The following is a 20,716-nucleotide window of genomic DNA, read 5'->3' as shown; positions in this document are numbered from 1 at the left end:
GATTATTGGAAGGCCATGTAAGTTCGCGTTGACGGTAAAGATCGAAGTTGTAGAAAGTCGTAACAGATTTGTACGTCAGCTCTGCAACAGGCCTTTGAGGGTCTGCAGGGCTTCGTGGAGCTGGGCATCGACCTGGGGTGCGAGGTCACGCAGGGCGGATTCGGCGTTGCCCAGCGCCGCGTCTTCCAGCGCCCGCAAGACCTGGGCCAGGGCGCGGAAACCCAGGGAGTCACTGCTGCCGGCCAGGCGATGGGCCAGGTGTGCGACCTCGGTGCAGTCTTCGGCCGCGATGGCTTCCGCCAGGGCCCCACGGTGCTGGATGATCGAAGTGCGCAGCACCGTCAGCAGACCCAGCACCTTCTGTTCGCCGAGCAATGTGCGGTGGGTATGCAACAGCGGCCAGTCCATGGCCCCGTCCTGCGTTGCGGGTTCGGCTGACGGCGTCTGCCCCGCCAGGACCGCGCGCAGCTCGACGAGTTTCAGCGGCTTGGCGAGGATGCCGTCCATCCCGGCATCCAGATAGCCGCGCACGAGTGCCGGTTGCACACTGGCGGTCAGGGCGAAAATCCGCGTGGCGCGGTTCGGCCCGGCACCGCCACGGATCTGCCGGCACAGTTCGACGCCGCTGATCCCCGGCAAGTGCACGTCCAGCAGGATCAAATCAAACGCCTGGGCGGCGCACTCGGCCAATCCCTGCTGGCCCTCCTCCGCGAGCCAGACCTGGTGCCCGTCCTGTTGCAGCAGGCCGCTGACCACCTCACGGTTGAGCGCCACATCTTCGACCACCAGGATCTTCAGCGTCGGGCCGCTGGCCTGCTCGACGGGTTCATCGACCAACTCGCCCGCCGGCGCCAGTGTCAGCTCGAACCAGAAGCAACTGCCACGTCCCGGCTGGCTGTCGACCCCGATGCTGCCACCCATTTTCTGCACCAGGTGTTTGCAGATCGCCAGGCCCAGCCCGGTGCCGCCAAAACGTTGCGCCACTTCCTCACTGGCCTGGGTGAAACGCTCGAAGATCTTTTCCTGCATGGCCGGGTCAATGCCGATGCCGTTGTCGGTAATGCTGACCCGCACGCGTTGCCCGTCGAGCCCCGGTGTCGGCGCCAGCAGCATCACCAGCACACTGACCTCACCGCCCTCGGTGAACTTGATGGCGTTGGCCAGCAGGTTGCTCAGCACCTGGCGCAGGAACTGTTCGGCCGCCAACTGGCGTGGCGCCAGCTGCGGGTCGATCAGGCAATGCAGGCGCGTGCGGTTGCCCAGCGCCCGAGGCTCAAGCAGGGTCAGTACCTCATCCAGTAGTTGGCGCAAGGAAAAGTTCATTGGCTCGGGGTGGGTTTCGCCCTCCTCCAGGCGCGCGAAGTACAACACCTCGTTAAGAATGCTCAGCAAACCTTCACCGGCCTTGTGCAGGGCATCCAGGCGTTTGCCGTCGAGTTCGTCCAGGCGCGGGCTGCGCAGCAGTTGCGCCATGCCGAGAATGCCATTGAGCGGCGTGCGCAATTCGTGGCTCATGGTCGCCAGGAACCGCGACTTGGCGAGGTTGGCCGCCTCGGCTTCGTCCTTGGCGCGCATCAGGCTGGCGGTACGCCGTTCGACCATGCGCAGCAGGTCATCGCGGTTGTGCTGCAGGGCCAGGCGGTCGGATTCGCGGCGGTCGATGTCACTGAGGATCGCCCGGCGCATGTCGTCCAGGGCGTGGGCCACGGTGTCGATTTCATCCGGGATGCCACTGCGGCTCTTGTCCAGGCGCAAGGGTTCCTGCCACTCGCCGGCAGCGATGCGCCGGGCGAACCCGGCCATCACTTGCAGGTGGCGGGTCACCAGGCGGTAGAACAATCCGGACAGCGCCACCGCCAGGCCACAGAGAAACACACTCATCCACAGCAGGCTGGTCAAGCCAGTGGCGTACAGCCGCTGGTGCACGGCCCCCAGGTCAGTGCTGACTTCGAGTTGCCCCAGGTGACGTTTTTCCCCGGAAGGCGGCTGGTAATCCAGTTCGAAGCGCTCGATGCGCAAAGGCCCGAGCGGCTGCGGATTGCCCTGCAACAACTCGAAGTCCGGGCTGCTCAGGCGCACCCGCGCCACGTCGGAGAAATCCACCAGGCCCCGTAGCTGGACGTTCAACTGCTCCTGGTTGAGGTCCCACAGGCTGCGTTCCAGACTGGCCAGGTAACCGGCGCGAATCAGCTCCATGCGCGAGTCGATGTCACGCATCTCGCGGCGGTACTCGAAGTACAGCTGCACGGTGCTGGCGAGCACGGTAAAACACAGGCTGAACAACAGGATGAACAGCAGCAGGCGTCGCAACAACCCACCGGGCCGGGCGCGGATCATTGCGCGTCCGCCGGCAGGCTGACCATGTCGCGGTAGGTGACTTCGCTTTCGTTGAGCCAGCGTTCGATGTCGCCGGCCTCGACCATGCGCTGCAACTGGGCATCGATCTGCGGCATCTGGCTGGCCAGCGCCGAGCGCCGCGACACTGCGATCCGCAGGTAGTCGACGCTCAGGGGCTGGGGCAAGGCGACGATGTCCTGGGCGCCTTTCAGGTGTTCGACGTACAACTCGCCGGTGCGCCGCTCCTGGGTGATGAAGTCGATGCGCCCGCGAATCAGCTTGCCGAAGTTCTGCTCACTGTTGGAGACCCATTCGATATTGTTGCTGCGAGCCACCAACCGGTCGAAATCCACCCCGTAGCTTTCCCCGAACAGCAGGCCGCCGCGGTACCGGGCGAGGTCTTCGAGGCGTTCGAAGCGCACCGGGTGTTGCCGATTGATGAACACCGCGACGTCCTCGCGCAGCACCGGCACCCGGGAAAACACCAGGCTTTGCTCGCGTTGCGCAGTGCTGTAGGCCAGCACCACGTCGACCCGACCCTCGGCGGCGTCCAGCAGGCAGCGTTTCCAGTTGCCCAGCACCACGGTCTCGACCTCATAGCCCAGCGCGCCGAACAGGTGCTTGACCACGCTCGGGGCCAGGCCGCGCACCTGCTTGCCGTCACTCCAGGAGATCGGTGGGTACACCGGGTAATCGCAATAGCGGACCTTCTCGGCAGCCATGGCGGTACCGGCGCCGAGCATCAGTAACAGCCCGAGGGCGCGCACCATCGCCTCAGGCCGCCACACTGGCGGTAAACAGGTAACCGGCGCCGTGAATGGTAATGATCAACTGCGGCTCGGCCGGGTCGTCATGCAACTTGCGCCGCAAGCGCCCCACCAGCACGTCGATCGAGCGGTCGTTGGGCACCCACTCGCGGTTGCGGATCTGGTCCATCAACTGGTCGCGGCTCAGGGTGTGGCCGCTGTTGCGCAGGAACACGCTGAGCAACTGGTATTCGCCGTGGGTCAGCAGGGTCTCGTTGCCGGCGTCATCGATCAGGCGCCGGCGATCGGTATCCAGGGCCCAGGCAGCGAATTGCTTGACCGGCTTGGCCGCGGCGGCGAGTGGCTGGGGGGCTTGGGCATGACGCACCCGGCGAATCAGGTTTTTCGCCCGGGACACCAGTTCCCGGGGGTTCAGCGGCTTGATCACATAGTCATCGGCGCCGCACTCCAGGCCGACGATACGGTCGATTTCGTCGTTGCGCCCGGTGATCAGGATGATCCCCACCTCCGAGCGCACCCGCAGTTCGCGGGTCAGGGTCAGGCCGTCCTTGCCTGGCAGGCGGATGTCGAGCATCACCAGGTCGACCGCCTGGCTGGCGAGGAAGGTATCCGCGGCCTCCGCCGTTTCGGCGCAGTGGACCGCGTACCCTTCCTGGGACAGGTAGGCGTGCAGCAGTTCGCGAATCAGCGGATCGTCGTCGACGATCAGTACCCGAGGAGTCATCGCTTGAAGTCCTGCGTGTGCCCGAAGGCGTGTTTCTTATTAGAGTGGTTTTGCGTTTCAGCGGCTGATCCTAGCCTCTGCTGAACGATCGATCAACAGCTGCCGGTCGGCACGCAGAAACGCTGGCGCCCGCCGGCCAGGAGCCCATCGACCCAGGCTTCACAGATCTGCATGCCCTGCTCCGGACTGAAGGTCCCGGGGTTGAGTCCGGACTCCAGCCACAGGCCATCGAGCAAGGCGCTCAGGCCAATAGCCGCGAGGTCGGCGTCGAAGTGTTCCCAGCCCTCCTCCTGGGCCAGTTCGGCCAGCACCTTGCGCAAGATGCCGCGGTATTCGCCGTAAGAGTGTTCGTGGGCCAGGTTGATTGCCTCGGCGGTTTTCACCGCGCCCCAGAACGCCAGCCAGGCATCGATCAGTTGCGGGTCCAGCAGTTCGGCGGAAAACGAGCCACGAAAGAACGCCGACAATCGCTCCCGCGCAGTCGGCGCGGCCTGCTCCATGGCCTCGCGCAGCAAGCTCATGACCCGCCCCGTGATCGCCATGTAGGCTTCGGCCACCAGCTCGTCCTTGCCCGAGTAGTGGTGGCTGATCAGCCCCACCGAGACCCCGGCCTCAGCGCAGATCTTGCGAATCGATGCGCCCTGGAAGCCATGGCGCTTGAGGCACACCAGGGTCGCCTCGATCAGATTGGCCTTGCGCAGCTCCGGCTCCATGCGTGAAAAACGGGCTTCCTGACTCATGGGCGACTCTCTCCTTGGATCGATCATTGGGGCCCTGCACCGCCCCTGCGTTGAACGACTGTACAGCAAGAGTGCGCCCAGTCTCCAGCCTCAACCGCGTTCAGTCACGATAGCCTGGGGCAATGCGCTCGAGCAGGCGCAACATCGCCGCCCAGGCCAGTTGCATGGCATCCGGATCGCTCAACTGGCCCTCTTCCAGGGGCCGGCCGGGGTCGTTGAACTGGCGCTCGGTGTGCGCGCAGACCTCGTGGGGCGGCAGCAGCAATTCGCCACAGGCCTGGGCCGCCAGTTGGATCTCGCAGGCCTTTTCCAGGTAATACATGCGCAAGAACGCCTGGCCCACGGTGGCGCCCACGGTCAACAGGCCATGGTTGCGCAACATCAACACCGGCTTGTCCGCCAGGTCGCGCACCAGGCGCTGCTGCTCGCTGAGGTCCAGCGCCACACCTTCGTAGTCGTGGTAGGCAACCCGGCCGTAGAACTCCATGGAAATCTGATTGACCGGCAACAGCCCGCACTTCAAGGCCGCCACCGCACAACCGGCGCGGGTGTGGGTGTGCAGCACGCACTGGGCGTCGTCACGGGCGCCGTGGATCGCGCTGTGGATGACAAAACCCGCCGGGTTGACCGGGTATTGCGACGGCTCTACGGCATGTCCGTGAAGGTCGATTTTCACCAGGTTGGAGGCGCTGATTTCATCGAACATCAAGCCGTAGGGGTTGATCAGGAAGTGGTGCTCCGGCCCCGGCAGGCGCACCGAGATATGGGTGAAGATCAGGTCGGTCATGCGAAAGTGCGCGATCAAGCGATAGCACGCCGCCAACTCTTCACGCAGGCGCTGCTCGGTGGCGCTGCGCTCGACCGGCGCATCAGGGGGGCTGACAAATTGCTTCATTGGCGAGGTTCTCCAGGCAGATGGCTGGGCAGACAGTAAGGCTGGACGGGGCAAGCGTCCAGCCGCGCGGCTTATTTGCTGGCCCAGGCGTTGAAACGCTCTTCCAGTTCTTCGCCGTGATCGACCCAGAAGCCGACGTCCATCGACAGCGCACCCTTGAGGTTCTGCGGCGCGGTCGGCACCCAGCGCGCGAGCGACTGATCCAGGCGTGCCGCGGCCTCGGTATTGGTCGGACCGTAGGGAATCTGCTGCACGTACTTGACCTGGGCATCGGGCTGATTGGTGAAGGCGATAAACCGCTTGGCCTGATCGACATGCCGGGAGCCCTTGATGATCGCCCAGTAGTCCATGCCGTACAGGCTGCCCGGCCAGACCAGGCCCAGGTGACTGCCGCCCTGGGCGGCGGCGGCAATCCGCCCGCTGTAGGTCGAGGTCATGACCACGTCGCCGGCGGCCAGCCATTGTGCCGGTTGTGCGCCGGCTTCCCACCACTGGATATGGGGCTTGAGTTCGGTCAGCTTGGCGAAGGCGCGGTTGACCCCTTCAGGAGTGCCCAGGACCTGGTAGACGTCCTCGACCTTGACCCCGTCGGCCAGCAAGGCGAACTCCAGGTTGTACACCGCGCGTTTGCGCAGGCCGCGCTTGCCGGGGATTTTCTCCACGTTCCAGAAATCCGCCCATGAGGCCGGGGCCTGGGCCAGCTTGTCGGTGTCATAGGCAATCGCCACGCTCCACACCAACGCGGCGGAACCGCACTCCTGCGCGGCCTCGGGAATTAATTGTGCGGCATGCCCCAGTTGCGTCCAGTCCAGGCGTTCGTACATACCCTCTTCGCAGCCGCGCATCAGGTCCGGGCCTTCGATCTGCACCACGTCCCAATCGACGTTGCCGGTGTCGACCATCACCTTGATCCGGGCCATTTCGCCGTTGTATTCGCTCTGGATCAATTTGCTCTGGTCCAGCGCGCTGAAGGGCTGGAAAAACGCCACGTCCTGGGCTTTCTGTCCGGCGCCGCCGTATCCGACCACCACCATGTCCGGCGCCGCCTGAACGCTGCCCATGACCGCGGCCAGGGACAACAGCAAGGGATAACGAGCGAGCTTGAGTCTATTGGCTTTCATCTAGCAGTCCTCGTGCAGGTGCCACCCGGAGCAAGGCCGGCGTGACCCATTTTTATTGTTGTGAGGTTCGCCCCAGGAGCGGGCGCCAAATGAAAGTACTGCAAGCCTTAGTAAAAAAACAAGTTGATTTTTTACTGTCGGTAAATTTCTATAGGGCAATAATAACAACGCCGAAGCACGGCCTTTCGGCTTCAGCCTGCCTGGAGTAAGCGCACCATGCCGACCTCGTCCCCCGCCTTTGCCCATCTGTTCGAGCCCTTGCAGATCCGCGGCAAACGCCTGAAAAACCGCATCATGTCCAGCGGGCACGACACCTCGATGCCGACCGACAACCTGGTCAACGCGCAACTGATCGCCTATCACCGGGCACGCGCCGAAGGCGGTGTCGGGCTGATCGTGCTGCAGGTGGCCGGGGTCCACGACAGTGCGCGCTACACCTCCCATGTGCTGATGGCCACGGATGACGCCTGCATCGAGGGTTACCGTGAGCTGGCGCGGACATGCCACGAGCATGGCACCCTGGTGCTGTCGCAGATTTTCCACCCGGGGCGGGAAATCATGGAGTCCAGCGACGGTCTGCTGGCCGTGGCCTACTCCGCCTCTGCAGTGCCTAACGAGCGCTTCCGGGTGATGCCACGGGCGCTGGACCAGGCGATGATCGATGAGATCGTCGCCGGTTATGCGGCGGCCGCTCGCCGCCTGCATCAGGCTGGAATCGACGGGGTCGAGGTGGTCGCCAGCCATGGTTACCTGCCCGCGCAGTTCATCAACCCCCGGGTCAACCGACGCACCGATCACTACAACGGAGACCTCGAACAACGCCTGCGCTTCCTGCGGGAAGTGATCGCTGCGGTGCGCACCAGCACCGATGAGCAGTTCATCATCGGTCTGCGGATTTCCGCGGACGAGCGTGACCCCGAAGGCTTGAGCGAAGATGAGTCCCTGGCCAGCGTGCAAGCGCTGCAAGCCCAGCTGGACTACGTACACATCGTCGCTGGCACCTCGGCCTCGCTGGGTGGCGCGGTGCACATTGTGCCGCCGATGGCCATCGAAGCGGCGTACCTGGCCAAAGAAGCCGGGACCTTCAAGGCTGGCCTGAAGATTCCACTGTTCGTTACCGGCCGGATCAACCAGCCCCAGGAGGCCGAACTGATCCTGGCCGGCCAGGCCGATGTCTGCGGCATGACCCGGGCGCTGATCTGCGACCCGCAAATGCCCAACAAGACCGACGCCGGGCGTGCCGAAGACGTGCGCGCGTGCATCGCCTGCAACCAGGCGTGCATCGGGCACTTCCACAAGGGATTGCCGATTTCCTGCATCCAGCACCCGGAAACCGGGCGCGAACTGATCTACAGCCAACGCGCGCCAGCGACTCGGCGCAAGCGCATCATGATCGCCGGCGGTGGCCCGGCCGGAATGAAGGCGGCAGCGGTGGCCGCCCAGCGCGGGCACGAGGTGACCCTGTACGAAGCCAGCTCGCAACTCGGCGGCCAGGTGTTGTTGGCCCAACTGCTGCCGCGCCGCGCCGAGTTCGGCGGAGCCAGCACCAACCTGCAGCGCGAGATGCAGTTGGCCGGGGTGCGCGTAGTGCGCAACACCCGGGTCGACCGGGCACTGGTGGAGCGCGAACAGCCGGACCTGGTGATCGTTGCGACCGGGGCCGAACCTTACTGGCCAAACTTCGAGCGTGGCGGTGAATTGCAGGTGGTCGATGCCTGGCAGGTGCTCAAGGACGAGGTGCCGATCGGCCGTTCAGTGGTAGTGGTGGACTGGCGCTGCGACTGGATCGGCCCAGGTATCGCCGAGCGCCTGGTGCGGGCTGGGCATCAGGTCCAGTTGGCGGTCAATGGCACTCATTGCGGGGAAAACCTGCCGCTGTACGTGCGTGACCAACTGGCCGGCGAACTGCATAAGCTCGGCATCCCGATCACTCCGTATGCCCGGCTCTATGGCTGCGACGACAACACGGTGTACCTGCAACACACCGCCAGTGGCGAGCCAATGCTGCTGGAGAACATCGACACCCTGGTGTTGTGCCAAGGCCACCAACCGGTGGATACCCTAGGTGCCGAACTGCAAGGGCTTGTGGAGTTTCGCCGGATCGGCGACTGCCTGGCACCGCGCACCGCCGAAGAAGCCATCTACGAAGGCCTGAAAGTCGCCTGGGAGCTTTAAGCCTGTTTATACTCCGGGACTTTAGGTTTTGGCTTGGGCGCAAATCCCCGCTTTTAAAGGTGGGCCCGCGCTCAAGCCCCTCCCGGTCTGGAATTCGCCATGAGCAACAGCAACACGCCTGCGCCCGACATCGGCAGCGCTGCGCCGCATTTCCTCGGCACGCGGATTCGCGGCCTGCGCAAACGCCGGGGCATGACCCTGGCGCAGCTGGCGCAGTTGAGTGAGTTGACCGCCGGTTACATCAGCCAACTGGAACGCAACCTCGCCTACCCGTCGATCCCGGCGCTGTTCAACATCGCCCGTAGCCTGGACGTGACCATCCAGTGGTTCTTCGCCAGCGAAGTGCCCACGGCCCCCGAAGACCAGGGCGTGGTGGTGCGCAAGAACAGCCGCCTGAGCGTGCACTACGAAGACGGCATCGTCGACCACCTGCTCACCCCCCAACCCAACCGTCAACTGGAAATGCTCCACTCGCGCTTCCCTCCCGGCACCTACAGCCAGCAAAGCTACAGCCACGACGGCGAAGAAGCTGGCTACCTGCTGTGCGGCAGCTTCGAGCTGTGGGTCGGCGATCGGCATTTCCAGCTCAGCGAAGGCGACAGCTTCAGCTTCTCCAGCCAGGAACCACACCGCTACGGCAACCCTGGCGAAGTGGATGCGGTGGTGATCTGGGTGATTACTCCGCCGACGTTTTAACGCCGCACGCGCCCACTGGTTGCTGTAGCCCCCGCACGCTTGAGGGTGTCGCTCGGCAGTTCCTTGAACAGTGCCCGGTAGCTGCTGGAAAAACGTCCCAGGTGCCAGAATGACCAGTGCATCGCCACTTCGGCCACGGTGGTCTGGCCGGGGTGGCTGCCGAGCAGTTCGCGGCGGGCGCTGTTGAGGCGGCGCAGGCGCAGCCATTGGGTCGGGGCCATGCCGGTGTAGGTCTTGAAGGCGTGTTGCAACTGGCGCAGGGAAACCCCGGCGACCTGGGACAACTGCAGCAGGTTGAGCTGTTCTTCCGGGGTATCGGCTGCCCACTCGCCCACCCGTTTCATGAGCACCCGCTCCCCTGCCCGGCGCTGCAATGCGCCCTGGTCGAGGCAGACGCAGGCGTTGTCGAGGATGAACAGGCAGTCGTCCAGCAGTTGCTGGGTCAGGGCGTCCCGGCTCGGTGGGTCGATGGCCTCGGACAGCCGGGTCAGGGTGCCACTGAGCCAGCGACTGAACAGCGCGTTCTGCTGCGAGTTGAGCGGCGCCATGAACAGGCCTTCCAGGCGTTCGATGCTAACGCCATGGCGCTGCAGGAACTGCGGGCCGAAGACTACGGCCACTTCCTGGTAGTTCTCCGGGGTGATCCAGATGTTGCGGCTTTCGCCGTTGAGCACGTAGAGCGCGTTGTCGCTGCGATCGAAACAGAACGCCAAGGCCCCCGGTGGCGCGCTGAAATTCTGCTCGACCCGGGTGTTCATGCATTCCTCGTAAATCTCTACCCCCTGCAAGTCCAGATAACGCACCAGGCCGGCGAAGTGCCCGGGCGACATCTGCTGGTAGTGCTGCACCCACCCAGGGGTCGCGCGTATCTGGTCGGCGACGTCTGCGGTGTTGAAAGCCTGCACATGCAAGGGATTTGGCGCTGTCATGGGGAGATCCGCACGCACTCTTTTGGTGCGCTTGATGGCTGCTGAAAGTGGATAGATGGAACCGTAACGCTGGCCCAAGATAGTCGTCAACGCGCTACAGGGGAAGTCTCTGTGCACAGCAAGCCTGACTCTGGCGCGGATAAAACCAATAACGAGGTCTTTATGAACGCCCCTTTCGATCAGCTCTCCACCTGGCTGAAAGATCACAAGATTACCGAAGTCGAATGCGTGGTCACTGACCTGACCGGTATCGCTCGCGGCAAGATAGCGCCCACCAACAAGTTCCTGCATGAGCGAGGCATGCGCCTGCCGGAAAGTGTGCTGTTGCAAACGGTAACCGGGGACTTTGTCGACGACGACGTCTACTACGACCTGCTCGACCCGGCCGACATCGACATGGTGTGCAAGCCGGTGTCCGACGCGGTGTACGTGATTCCATGGGCCATCGAGCCCACTGCGATCGTGATCCACGACACCTTCGACAAGTTCGGCAACCCGATCGAACTGTCGCCGCGCAACGTGCTCAAGAAAGTCCTGCAGCTGTACACCGACAAAGGCTGGAAGCCGATCGTGGCCCCGGAAATGGAGTTCTACCTGACCCAACGCTGCGAAGACCCAGACCTGCCACTCAAGGCGCCGCTGGGCCGCTCGGGCCGTGCCGAAAGCGGTCGGCAGTCGTTTTCCATCGATGCCGCCAACGAATTTGATCCACTGTTCGAAGATGTCTACGACTGGTGCGAAGCCCAGGGCCTGGACCTCGACACGCTGATCCATGAAGACGGCCCGGCGCAGATGGAAATCAACTTCCGGCATGGCGACGCACTCGACCTGGCCGACCAGATCACCGTGTTCAAGCGCACCCTGCGCGAAGCGGCGCTCAAGCACAACGTCACCGCCACCTTCATGGCCAAGCCGATCGGCGATGAGCCAGGCAGCGCCATGCACCTGCACCAGAGCGTGGTCGAGATCGCCACCGGCAAGCCAATCTTCGCCAATGAAGACGGCAGCATGAGCGAACTGTTCCTGCACCATATCGGCGGCCTGCAGAAGTACATTCCCAAGCTGTTGCCGATGTTCGCCCCCAACGTGAACTCGTTCCGGCGCTTCCTGCCGGACACCTCGGCGCCGGTGAACGTCGAATGGGGCGTGGAAAACCGCACCGTCGGCCTGCGGGTGCCGACCTCGAGCCCGGACGCGATGCGCGTGGAAAACCGCTTGCCCGGCGCCGATGCCAACCCCTACCTGGCGATCGCGGCCAGCCTGTTGTGCGGTTACCTGGGCATGGTCGAACGAGTCGAACCGAGCGCCGGCGTCGAGGGCCGGGCCTACGAACGACGCAACCTGCGCCTGCCGATCACCATCGAAGACGCCCTGGCGCACATGGAGAACTGCCCGACCATTGAAAGCTACCTGGGCAGCAAGTTCGTGCGCGGCTACGTCGCGGTGAAACGCGCCGAACATGAAAACTTCAAGCGCGTGATCAGCTCCTGGGAGCGCGAGTTCCTGCTGCTGAGCGTCTGATACCGGGACTGTGGGAGCGGGCCGGGCGGCGCTCCGCTTGCTCGCGATGGGTAGCTGATCCTCGAGCTGATGTCGACTGATCTGACGTCATCGCGAGCAAGCTCGCTCCTACATTGGGTCCTGTACATCGAAAACAATTATTCCAAGAGGTGTCGAATGCGTCTTATGAAATCCGTGGTTCCCGTTGCCCTGGCGCTGTTGTGCAGTGCCGTTGCCCATGCGCAGCCCAGCGTCAGCGTGTACAACTGGACCGACTACATCGGCGAAACCACCCTCGCCGACTTCACCGCCAAGACCTCGGTCAAGGTCATCTATGACGTGTTCGACTCCAATGAAACCCTGGAAGGCAAGCTGCTCGCCGGGCGTACCGGCTACGACGTAGTGGTGCCGTCCAACCACTTCCTGGCGCGCCAGGTGAAGGCCGGGGCCTTCCTCAAGCTCGATCGCGAGCAATTGCCGAACTGGAAGAATCTCGACCCGAAACTCTTGACCCTGCTGGAAAAGAACGACCCCGGCAACGCGCACTCGGTGCCGTACCTGTGGGGCACCAACGGCATCGGTTACAACGTCGACAAGATCAAGCAGGTACTGGGAGTTGACCATATCGACTCGTGGGCGGTGATGTTCGAACCCGAGAACCTGAAAAAGCTCAGCCAGTGCGGCGTGTCGATGATGGATTCGGCCGATGAAGTGTACCCGGCCATCCTCAACTACATGGGCATGGACCCGCGCAGCGAAAAAGTCGAAGACTACAAAAAGGCCGAAGCCAAGCTGCTGACCATTCGGCCCTACATCACCTACTTCCACTCCTCCAAGTACGTCTCGGACCTGGCCAACGGTGATATCTGCATCGCTTTCGGCTACTCCGGCGACGTGTTCCAGGCCGCCAACCGGGCCAAGGAAGCGAAGAACGGGGTGAACATCGCCTACGCCATACCCAAGGAAGGCAGCAACCTGTGGTTCGACCTGCTGGCGATACCCGCCGATGCCGGCAACCCCAAGCAAGCCTACGAGTTCATCAACTACCTGCTGGACCCCGAGGTCATTGCCAAGGTCAGCGCCACCGTCGGCTACGCTAACCCGAACCCGGCCGCCAAGCCGTTCATGGATGCCGAGTTGGTAAACAACCCTGAGGTCTACCCGCCCCAGGCGGTGCTCGACAAACTCTACATTTCCACCACCCCGACGCCAGAAATCATGCGCCTGATGACTCGCTCGTGGAGCAAAGTGAAGTCCAACAAATGAACCAGGCCACTCAATTCAACCCGGACACCGAGCACGCTCGCTCCTACTACGCGGCCAGCGCCAAGGGCCTACGCCAACGCCCGGCGCTGAGCGCGGACCTGGAGGCCGACGTCTGTGTGATCGGCGGCGGTTTTACCGGGGTCAATACCGCCATCGAACTGTCCCAGCGCGGGCTCTCGGTGATCCTGCTGGAGGCTCGGCGGATCGGCTGGGGCGCCAGCGGGCGCAACGGCGGACAACTGATCCGCGGCGTCGGCCATGACGTCTCGGGATTTGCCCGCTACGTCGGCGAGGACGGCGTGCGTTACCTGGAGCGCGCGGGGATCGAGTCGGTGCAGGTGGTGGCCGAGCGTATCCGCCAGCACGGCATCGACTGTGATCTGCGCTGGGGCTTTTGCGAACTGGCCAACACCGCGGCGCAGTTTGCCGCGTTCAAGGCTGAGCAACAGAGCCTCCAGGCCCAGGGTTATGCCCACGAGACCCGGCTCGTGGCGGCGCAGGACATCGACCAGGTGGTCAATTCCAAGGTCTACGCCGGGGGGCTGGTGGACATGGGGTCCGGGCATCTGCACCCGCTGAACCTGGTCCTCGGTGAGGCACAGGTGGCTGAATCCCTGGGGGTGCGGATCTTCGAACACAGCCCGGTGCTGGAGATCATTCACGGCAGTACGGTCAAAGTCCGCTGTGCCAGCGGCTCGGTACGCGCCGGCACACTGGTACTGGCCTGCAACGCTCACCTAGAGGAGCTGGAGCCCAAGCTCAGCGGCAAGGTCCTGCCCGCCGGCAGCTACATCATCGCCACCGAACCGCTGTCGCAGCAGGCGGCGGATCAGTTGATCCCGCAGAACCTGGCGCTGTGTGACCAGAAAGTCGGCCTGGACTATTACCGGTTATCGGCCGACCGGCGCTTGTTGTTTGGTGGTGCCTGCCATTATTCCGGGCGGGACCCGGCGGACATCAGCGCCTACATGCGCCCACAGATGCTCAAGGTGTTCCCGCAGTTGGCCGATGTGCGCATCGACTATCAATGGGGTGGGCGCATCGGGATTTCCGCCAACCGTTTTCCGCAGATCGGCCGTCTATCGGCGCACCCGAACGTGTATTACGCCCAGGGTTATTCCGGCCACGGCTTGAACGTCACCCACTGGTGCGCACGCCTGCTGGGCGAAGCGATCCACGCCGGACACAGCCAGGGCTTCGACGTGTTCAGCGCAGTGCCGCACCTGACCTTCCCCGGTGGCCGCGCATTGCGCACCCCGCTGCTGGCATTGGGCATGGCGTGGTATCGGTTGAAAGAGATGGTCGGCTGACCGGCCGGCCTGCTTGTTCTGGCTGGAACCTCTATGTGGGATGCCTCTGTGGGAGCGGGCTTGCCCGCGATAGCGGTAGCACCTGGCTGATTGTGCGCTAGGGTCACAGGTACCGCTTCGCTAGGACCCAAGGCCCATGCCCGGCATCGAACTGCTGCGCGCTCAGCGCGATGAGTTGGACTGCATCGAGAACCTGATGCAGTTCTACCTCTATGACTTCAGTGAATGGCTGCCGCTGACCTTCGCCGAGCGCGGCCTGTTCACTGTGCAACTGCCGCCCGACTATTGGCGCAAGCCCGCCACCCAGCCCTTCCTGATCCGGGTGGATGGCGCATTGGCCGGTTTTGTCACGGTGGACGATACGGCACACCTGGCGGGGGTGGCGTTCAATATCAGCTATCTATTCGTCAGCCGTCGATACCGTGGCCAGGGCGTTGGCCGCCATGTGGTAGACGCCCTGCTGCAGCAGTTTCCCGGCTGCTGGCAGGTTTTCCACCTGGACGCCAACCTCGCGGCCAAGGCGTTCTGGGCCAAGGTCATCCCAGCGCTGTGTGCAAGCGAACTGAGCCATCACCGGTTGCCGGTGGACGGTTACCCCTGCACCTTGTTCAAGTTCCGCATCCCCTGACGGCATCGAGCTTACGCACGGCCGCTGACGGACCACCAGCGTGGCAGCAACTGCTGGACCTTGGGCTCGGCGAATCGATCGTCGATCAACATCACCAACCCTTGATCCTGCTGGGTGCGAATCACCCGGCCGGCGGCCTGTACGACTTTTTGCACGCCGGGAAACAGGTAGGTGTAGTCATAACCATCGCCGAAAATCGCCGCCATCCGCTGCTTCAACTGCTCGTTGACCGGGTTCAGTTGCGCCAGCCCGAGGGTGGCGATGAAGGCGCCAATCAGCCGTGCCCCGGGCAAGTCGATGCCCTCGCCAAATGCCCCGCCGAGTACCGCAAAACCAACGCCCTGGCTCTGCGCAGTGAACTGTTCGAGAAACGCCTGGCGGCTGCTTTCGTCCATGCCCCGGGACTGCGACCATTGCTGGATGTGCGGGTGGCTGTGGGCAAACAATTGGGCCACCTGTTGCAGGTAATCGAAGCTGCTGAAAAACGCCAGGTAGTTGCCGGGGCGTGCGCTGAACTGGCGCGCCATCAGATCGACAATGGGGGCCAGGGAGGCCTGGCGATGGACAAAACGAGTGGAGATCTGGCTGACGATCTGCACCTGGAGCTGGTCGGCATGAAAGGGCGACTCGACGTCGATCCACACCGTCGCCGGCGGCAGCCCCAGCAGGTCGCGGTAATAGCGCTGCGGGCTGAGGGTCGCGGAGAACATCACCACACTGCGCGCCGCGGTCAGCCTGGGGCGAATAAAGCCGGCCGGCACCACGTTGCGCAGGCACAGCAGCGCCAGGCTGCGCTGGCCGCTGGACTGGCGCTTGCTGATGTCGAACACGAAGTGCTGGTCGAACAGCTCCGCCACCCGGCAGAACTGCAACGCATCGAAGTAGAAACGCTGGACCTCGGCGTCCAGTCCTTGCGGGTGGTCGTTGAGGTAGTCGCCGATGGCCGCGGTGCACAGCGACAGCGCCTGCAACAGTTTGTCCGGCGCCTTGGCATACGCCTGGTAAGGGCTGGTCTGCTCCTTGTGCAGCGCGTTCCATTCACGGTTGACCCGCTGCAGGCTTTTCTTCAGGACCTGGGGGGCGATCTTGCGCATGCTGTTGAAGCTGAACTGATCCAGGCTGGCGCTGTACATCTGGCGCCCGCGCTCCACCAGGTTGTGGGCCTCGTCCACCAATACCGCCAGTTGCCACTGGTTGGCCTGGGCCAGACCGAACAGCAGCGCGCTGAAATCAAAGTAGTAGTTGTAGTCGGCGACCACCAGGTCGGCCCAGCGCGCCATTTCCTGGCTCAGGTAGTAAGGACAGACCTGGTGCTCCCGGGCGATCTGGCGCAGCGCCGCCTGATCAAGCAGGGTCAATTGGCTGGCTGCCTGGCGCGCTGCCGGCAAGCGGTCATAAAAACCCTTGGCCAACGGGCAGGACTCACCGTGGCAGGCCTTGTCCAGGTGCTCGCAGGCCTTGTCCCGGGCGACCATTTCCAGCACTCGCAAGGGCAACCCCGGTGCGCTGTCGACCAGTACCTGTGCGGCATCCAGCGCCAGTTTGCGGCCTGGAGTCTTGGCGGTGAGAAACAACACCTTGTCGAGCTTCTGCGGCGCCAAGGCCTTGAGCATCGGGAACAGCGTGCCGAGGGTCTTGCCGATGCCGGTGGTAGCCTGGGCCATCAGGCAGCGGCCGGTGCTGACCGCCTTGAACACCGATTCCGCCAGGTGACGCTGGCCGGGACGAAAGTCCGGGTGGGGAAACCGCAGGGCCTGTGCGGCCTGATTGCGCGCCTCGCGATGAGCCAGTTCCTGCTCGGCCCAGGCCAGGAACAACCCGCACTGCTGGTTGAAGAAGGTCTCCAGCTCAAGCGCGTTGCAGGCTGACACCAGGCTGGTCTCCTGCTCACTGACGATGTCGAAATACACCAGCGCCAGGTTGATCTCGGCCAGGTGCAGTTGCTGGCACAGTAACCAGCCGTAGATTTTCGCCTGGGCCCAATGCAGTTGCCGGTGGTTGGCCGGCATACGCTCGAGGTCGCCGCGGTAGGTCTTGATTTCTTCCAGGCGGTTCTGCGCCGGGTCATAACCGTCTGCCCGCCCCCGCACGCTCAACTGCCGGTATTGGCCTTGCACCGCCACTTCGTTCTGGTAGCCCGGACTGCGCCGCGAGGCCACGGTGCGATGCCCGACAATGCCCTCCAGCGCCGTGGGCGATGGGGTGAAGCGCAGGTCGAGGTCACCGCACTTGGCGGTGAACTCACACAGGGCACGCACCGCGATGCTGTAGCTCACTCGCAAGGTAACGCCCACTGCACGTAGCACACGGCGATGGGCATCTGATGGGCATGGCAGAACTCCAGCCAGCGCACCTGGTTATCCTGCAAGCGATCGCCGGGGCCCTTGACCTCGATCATCCGGTAGGTCTTGTGCTGCGGCCAGAACTGAATCAGGTCGGGCATGCCGGCGCGGTTGGCCTTGATGTCCTGCAACAGGCGATCGAACCAGTGCTTGAGGTGTTCCGGCGGCAGGCAGAGCAATGCCAGTTCCAGCAGTTCCTCGGTCAACACTCCCCAGAACACGAAGGGCGATTGCACACCCGCCTTGGCGTGAAAACGCTGGCGAATGGTCGCGGCATAACGGCCATCGTCCAGTTCGCCCAGGCAAGCCTGGAACAACTCAGCGCGGCGGGTATGGAAATCCTCGCTCAGCAGGTCCACCGGCCCGCGCTGGAACGGGTGGAAGAACGCCCCGGGCAGTGGCGCGAAGATCGCCGGCCAGCAGAGCAAGCCGAACAATGAGTTGATCAGGCTGTTTTCGACGTAATGCACCGGTGCCGCCGGGTCATCCAGGTGGGCCTGGACAAGAAATTCCACCGACAACGCCGGGTCGACGCGCAGCAGGTTGAGGTCCAGGCGCTCGACTTCCCGCGGCTTCAGGCGTGGCGCCGGCGGCCCGCCAAGTTTGCGCCGCAAGCGCGGCAGCATCCGCAGCACTTGCTGCTGCTCGGCGGCACTTTGCGGCGCGAGCTCGGCCTGGGTCGCCAACTCCAGCGCCAGGGCATACTCGGCGCAGCGCTCCAGCACACGGATCAGGCGCGCCCTGGCACCCGGATAGTGGCACTGGCGATAGATATCCAGCGCTGCCGCCCAGTCGGCCAGGCGTTCGCAGTGTTGCCCGAGCAGGAACAGCAGTTTGTCGCGGCGTCTCTGCAGCCAGGGGTTGGCGCTGTCCAGGGCGTGAATCCGAGCCACCACCTGGCTCACGTCCTCACCGCCTTCGAAGGCTTGCTGGCAGCCATGCAGGTAAAGAAACGCCTCGACGTCCTCACGGCTGCGCAAGCCCCGGGACTCGGCGCAGAACTCGACCTTCTCGTAGGTGTAGATGCCCAGGTCCGCCAGCACGAACTCCGACCAGTCCTGGTAAAGGTTGCCGAAGAACATCAAGCGCAGGCGATCGCACAGGTCCATGATGGTCAGGCTCAGGACCCGATCATCCAGGGCCGGGTACCACTGTCGCAGGGTTTGCGGGTGGGGGAATGCCTCACGCAAGGCGTCGAGCCAGGCGGTTTTTTTCGCTTTGGGCTGGTCGATGGCCGTGCCGAAACAGGCCAGGATCTCGGCCTTGAGCAGCACCTCGAACAACGCATCCAGAGTCAATGGTGCCTGATCGTCGACCCAGCCCAGCGCCAGTAACGGCTGCACCGCCAGCGCCGTCGCGCCAATTTCCGGATACTGCAACTTGCCCGGGCGAAAGTGTTCGCCCTTGCGCATCACCATGCGCACCAGTAGCGCCTGGGAAGCTCGCGGCAATTGGCCGAAAGACTCAATGAACGCCTGCTCCTGCGGGCTGAGCACATCGGCATAACGCTGCTGCAGCCAGGCGAGTACCTGCTGAAAGTTATTCAGGTAGTAGAACGGATCTTCGAGCGGATTGACGGTCACAGATAGAAAGGGCCATGGCGAGCGGATACTGGTTATGCATACAGATAGCAGTTCAGCCGCGCCGCTGGCAAATGGAAAAAGATAAATGGCCGGGTTTTGTCCATTCCATCTACCCTGATGTGGTATTTTTCCAGCTTTTTCAGGGCCTAAGCGAACTTTCCCGGGATAAGCGGGACCAAGGGCCTAGTGATATCGCGCCGCTGCTCCTTGCATCAGGCCGATCGAGTGATTCTGGATTGAGAGGTTTTAGTATGAACATCCGTACTCTGTGCATGCCCCTGGCCGTGGTCGCCTTGCTGGCGCTGGCAGGTTGCTCGACCCCAACGGTGGTGACCCTGCAGAACGGCACCCAATACCTGACCGAAGATATGCCGGACACCACCGCTGAAGACGGTTTTGTCGAGTTCAAGGACATTTCTGGCGCGACGGTCAAGGTCAAGGCGGATGATGTCGCCACCATCCGCAAGGAAAAGTAGCCGCCTACAGGTCGGGGCTGGACCAGCCTGAGGCACGCAACGCCGGCAACAGCAACTCGGGCTTGAGCCCATCCACGCGGCGGCCATCGTCGCTGCACATATCCTCGCCTGCGAGCAACGCATTGATGATCGCCTCCTCCACCGCTTCGGCCGCTGCGCTGAACAGGGCCGAGAGGTAATCGTTGTTGAGCATTTTCAGGGGGGTGCTCAATGGCAGGTCCTTGCGCCCGTAGTCCGCAGGCGGCAGGTCCTGGTTGCCGGTAGCGAACGCCAGGAAGATGTCCCCGCTGGAGTCTTCGGTGCCGCCGCCGGTGCGGGCGATGCCGATCGAGGCGCGCTGGGCCAGGCGTTGGCACTGGTGCGGCAGCAGGGGCGCATCGGTCGCAAGGACCACCACGATCGAGCCCATGCCAGGCGTGCCCTGGTGTTCGAAGGGCGATGGGCTTGGCACCAGTTGGCGGCCGACTGGGTAGCCGTCGATCCGCAGTTCGCGGCGTTTGCCATGGTTGGCCTGGACCAGCGCGCCGACGGTGTAGCCACCCTGCCCGGCTGCTACCTGGCGCGACGCGGTGCCGATTCCACCTTTGAACTCATGGCAGATCATCCCGGTGCCACCGCCGACCGCGCCCTCCGCCACGGGGCCGGCACTGGCATTGGCGGCCGCTTCTGCCACGTGTCGCGGGCCTACGTGTTGGCCCCAGATGTCGTTGAGCACGCCGTCGTAGGTCTCCATCACCACTGGCATGCACCAGTAGGTCGCAGGGTCCGCGAGGCTGTCGCGCTCCAGCGCCACCAGGGCGTCACGCACAACGCCGACGCTGTGGGTGTTGGTGATGGCAATCGGGGTTGCCAGCAGCCCGGCTTCACGAATCCATTCCAGCCCCGTGGCATCCCCATTGCCGTTGAGCACATGGCAACCGGCGAAACACGGCTGCTGCCGCGCATGACCGGCCCGCGGCTGGATCAGCGTGACGCCGGTCCTGACCTGCTTGCCGTTGACCTGTTCGCGCAACGTACTGTGTCCGACCCGAACTCCCGGGACATCGGTAATGGCATTCAACGGTCCCGGTACGCCCAAGCCCAGGGTGATGCCCAATTCACGTGCACGCATGTCCTCTCCTCAGCAATATTCAAGCACCGGATCACGCCGGCGAAGGACCGCTACTCTAGAGAACCCCGACTGTCGCGCCCATTACCCCGTTGGGGTATGCCCCCCCGCAAGCACAG

Annotated in this window: 17 protein-coding genes; 7 read left to right on the top strand and 10 right to left on the bottom strand. The window is 63.6% G+C overall.

All coding sequences use genetic code 11. From position 1 onward, the window contains the following. Positions 1–75: 75 nt before the first annotated feature. The 6 genes from QMK50_RS00385 to QMK50_RS00360 all read right to left on the bottom strand — a co-directional run bounded on the left by QMK50_RS00385 (position 76) and on the right by QMK50_RS00360 (position 6,524). Positions 76–2,337: an ATP-binding protein gene (locus QMK50_RS00385; RefSeq protein ID WP_320332170.1), complete on the bottom strand. Its 2,262-nt coding sequence runs from the start codon at positions 2,335–2,337 to the stop codon at positions 76–78. After that, positions 2,334–3,107, bottom strand: a complete 774-nt coding sequence (locus tag QMK50_RS00380; RefSeq protein ID WP_320332169.1) for a substrate-binding periplasmic protein — start codon at positions 3,105–3,107, stop codon at positions 2,334–2,336. Before QMK50_RS00380 ends, QMK50_RS00385 begins: the two co-directional genes overlap by 4 nt. A gap of 4 nt (positions 3,108–3,111) precedes the next feature. Then, positions 3,112–3,828, bottom strand: coding sequence for a response regulator (locus QMK50_RS00375; RefSeq protein WP_095170257.1), 717 nt, complete (start codon positions 3,826–3,828; stop codon positions 3,112–3,114). Positions 3,829–3,920: 92 nt separating this feature from the next. Continuing rightward, positions 3,921–4,568, bottom strand: a complete 648-nt coding sequence (locus tag QMK50_RS00370) for a TetR family transcriptional regulator C-terminal domain-containing protein (protein ID WP_320332168.1) — start codon at positions 4,566–4,568, stop codon at positions 3,921–3,923. A 100-nt stretch (positions 4,569–4,668) separates the two neighbouring features. Next, the gene (locus QMK50_RS00365) at positions 4,669–5,463 is read right to left on the bottom strand and encodes a class II aldolase/adducin family protein (protein ID WP_320332167.1); all 795 of its coding nucleotides are present in this window, start codon (positions 5,461–5,463) and stop codon (positions 4,669–4,671) included. Positions 5,464–5,534: 71 nt separating this feature from the next. Beyond that, a complete protein-coding gene (locus QMK50_RS00360; protein WP_413787315.1) occupies positions 5,535–6,524 on the bottom strand; it encodes an ABC transporter substrate-binding protein in 990 nt (329 codons plus the stop codon). A gap of 276 nt (positions 6,525–6,800) precedes the next feature. Here QMK50_RS00360 and QMK50_RS00355 point away from each other — a divergent pair, with 276 nt between their 5' ends. Then, positions 6,801–8,759, top strand: a complete 1,959-nt coding sequence (locus QMK50_RS00355) for an FAD-dependent oxidoreductase (protein WP_320332165.1) — start codon at positions 6,801–6,803, stop codon at positions 8,757–8,759. Between the two features lie 99 nt (positions 8,760–8,858). Further along, the gene (locus tag QMK50_RS00350; protein ID WP_320332164.1) at positions 8,859–9,455 is read left to right on the top strand and encodes a cupin domain-containing protein; all 597 of its coding nucleotides are present in this window, start codon (positions 8,859–8,861) and stop codon (positions 9,453–9,455) included. Here the strand turns inward: QMK50_RS00350 and QMK50_RS00345 are convergent. After that, positions 9,452–10,384 carry a helix-turn-helix domain-containing protein gene (locus QMK50_RS00345; protein WP_320332163.1) on the bottom strand — a complete coding sequence of 311 codons (933 nt, stop codon included), beginning with the start codon at positions 10,382–10,384 and terminating at the stop codon, positions 9,452–9,454. The two genes, QMK50_RS00350 and QMK50_RS00345, sit on opposite strands and share 4 nt — an antisense overlap. Positions 10,385–10,546: 162 nt before the next feature. Between QMK50_RS00345 and QMK50_RS00340 the strand changes: the two genes are divergently transcribed. The 4 genes from QMK50_RS00340 (at position 10,547) to QMK50_RS00325 (ending at position 15,088) form a co-directional block, all read left to right on the top strand. Further along, positions 10,547–11,905, top strand: a complete 1,359-nt coding sequence (locus QMK50_RS00340; RefSeq protein ID WP_320332162.1) for a glutamine synthetase family protein — start codon at positions 10,547–10,549, stop codon at positions 11,903–11,905. 156 nt (positions 11,906–12,061) lie between these two features. Next, entirely contained in the window at positions 12,062–13,150 is a 1,089-nt protein-coding gene (locus QMK50_RS00335) for a polyamine ABC transporter substrate-binding protein (RefSeq protein WP_095170249.1), read from the top strand. Next, positions 13,147–14,460, top strand: coding sequence for an FAD-binding oxidoreductase (locus QMK50_RS00330; protein WP_320332161.1), 1,314 nt, complete (start codon positions 13,147–13,149; stop codon positions 14,458–14,460). The genes QMK50_RS00335 and QMK50_RS00330 overlap by 4 nt, the downstream gene beginning before the upstream one ends. 136 nt (positions 14,461–14,596) lie before the next feature. Next, the gene (locus QMK50_RS00325) at positions 14,597–15,088 is read left to right on the top strand and encodes a GNAT family N-acetyltransferase (protein ID WP_320332160.1); all 492 of its coding nucleotides are present in this window, start codon (positions 14,597–14,599) and stop codon (positions 15,086–15,088) included. A gap of 11 nt (positions 15,089–15,099) precedes the next feature. Here the strand turns inward: QMK50_RS00325 and QMK50_RS00320 are convergent, their stop codons facing one another. Both QMK50_RS00320 and QMK50_RS00315 read right to left on the bottom strand, forming a co-directional pair. Then, positions 15,100–17,364, bottom strand: a complete 2,265-nt coding sequence (locus QMK50_RS00320) for an ATP-dependent DNA helicase (RefSeq protein WP_320332159.1) — start codon at positions 17,362–17,364, stop codon at positions 15,100–15,102. Then, complete coding sequence (locus tag QMK50_RS00315; RefSeq protein ID WP_320332158.1) at positions 17,361–19,013, bottom strand: VRR-NUC domain-containing protein; 1,653 nt, start codon at positions 19,011–19,013, stop codon at positions 17,361–17,363. Before QMK50_RS00315 ends, QMK50_RS00320 begins: the two co-directional genes overlap by 4 nt. Before the next feature lie 251 nt (positions 19,014–19,264). On the opposite strand from QMK50_RS00315, the gene QMK50_RS00310 reads away from it, so the two are divergent. Then, positions 19,265–19,489: a YgdI/YgdR family lipoprotein gene (locus QMK50_RS00310; protein WP_095170244.1), complete on the top strand. Its 225-nt coding sequence runs from the start codon at positions 19,265–19,267 to the stop codon at positions 19,487–19,489. Positions 19,490–19,493: 4 nt separating this feature from the next. Here the strand turns inward: QMK50_RS00310 and QMK50_RS00305 are convergent, their stop codons facing one another. Further along, the gene (locus QMK50_RS00305) at positions 19,494–20,600 is read right to left on the bottom strand and encodes a P1 family peptidase (RefSeq protein WP_320332157.1); all 1,107 of its coding nucleotides are present in this window, start codon (positions 20,598–20,600) and stop codon (positions 19,494–19,496) included. Between the last annotated feature and the right edge of the window lie 116 nt (positions 20,601–20,716).

Source organism: Pseudomonas sp. P5_152, from assembly GCF_033989915.1.
GTDB lineage: Bacteria > Pseudomonadota > Gammaproteobacteria > Pseudomonadales > Pseudomonadaceae > Aquipseudomonas.
Note: the sequence above shows the minus strand (reverse complement) of the source record. Positions and strands in the feature narration are given on the sequence as shown.